At 62.2% G+C, this 982-nt stretch carries 1 protein-coding gene and 1 pseudogene; both read right to left on the reverse strand.

Going from position 1 to position 982, the window contains the following annotated elements:
* Positions 1–141 (reverse strand): annotated as a pseudogene (locus HX846_RS33380) (16S rRNA (uracil(1498)-N(3))-methyltransferase); the annotation flags it as partial.
* Positions 138–929 carry a twin-arginine translocase subunit TatC gene (gene tatC / locus HX846_RS33385; RefSeq protein ID WP_003209295.1) on the reverse strand — a complete coding sequence of 264 codons (792 nt, stop codon included), beginning with the start codon at positions 927–929 and terminating at the stop codon, positions 138–140. The gene tatC and the pseudogene HX846_RS33380, both read right to left, overlap by 4 nt.
* Positions 930–982 lie beyond the last annotated feature (53 nt).

The raw sequence follows: 982 nt of genomic DNA on the forward strand, positions 1-982 counted from the left end.
CAAGCCGCCAATCCGTCCGACCCGCAGGCTGTCGCCTACGGCGGCACGGTGGACTTCCTGCATATGCACCAGGCGCCGATCACGCAGCACCACCCGGTCGGCCGCGATAAAGTCGGCCTCCTCAAGCAGCAGCAGGTTCACGGCTGGGTCGCTGGCGGCTGGTCGTCATCGGCGGGTTGGTCATCGGGGTGATCGCCACGCTTGCTCACCAGGCTGCCAAACAGGATGCCAATCTCGAACAGCATCCACATGGGTACGGCCAGCAGGGTCTGGGAGAAGATGTCCGGCGGGGTCAGGATCATGCCGACCACGAAGCAGCCGATGATCACGTAGGGGCGGATCTTCTTCAGGTATTTGACGTCGACCACGCCGATCCATACCAGCAGCACCACGGCCACCGGGATTTCGAAGGCCACGCCGAAGGCGAAGAACAGCGTCATCACGAAGTCGAGGTAGCTGGTGATGTCGGTCATCATTTCCACACCGGCCGGGGTGGCGGCGGCGAAGAACTTGAAGATCAGCGGGAACACCAGGAAGTAGGCAAAAGCCATCCCGGTATAGAACAGCAGGATGCTCGACACCAGCAGCGGCACGGCGATGCGTTTTTCATGCTTGTACAGGCCCGGCGCGATAAAGCCCCAGATCTGATGCAGGATCACCGGGATCGCCAGGAACAGCGAAACCATCATCGTCAGCTTCAACGGCGTGAGGAACGGTGACGACACGTCGGTGGCGATCATTGTCGCGCCGGCCGGCAGGTAATTGCGCAGCGGCGTGGAGACGAAGGTGTAGATCTGCTGGGTGAAGGCAAACAGCCCGGCAAAGATGATGAAGATCGCCGCGACACAGCGCAGCAGGCGGGTGCGCAACTCGGTGAGGTGCGAGACCAGTGGCATGTGCTGGTCGGTTTCCGGTTTATCAGCGCTCATGGGGCTCGCGGCGGCAATGTAGGGTCGTGGGGCGCGGGCGACACGGCAGGTGT

The organism is Pseudomonas sp. K5002 (genome assembly GCF_013386655.1).
Taxonomy (GTDB): Bacteria; Pseudomonadota; Gammaproteobacteria; order Pseudomonadales; family Pseudomonadaceae; genus Aquipseudomonas.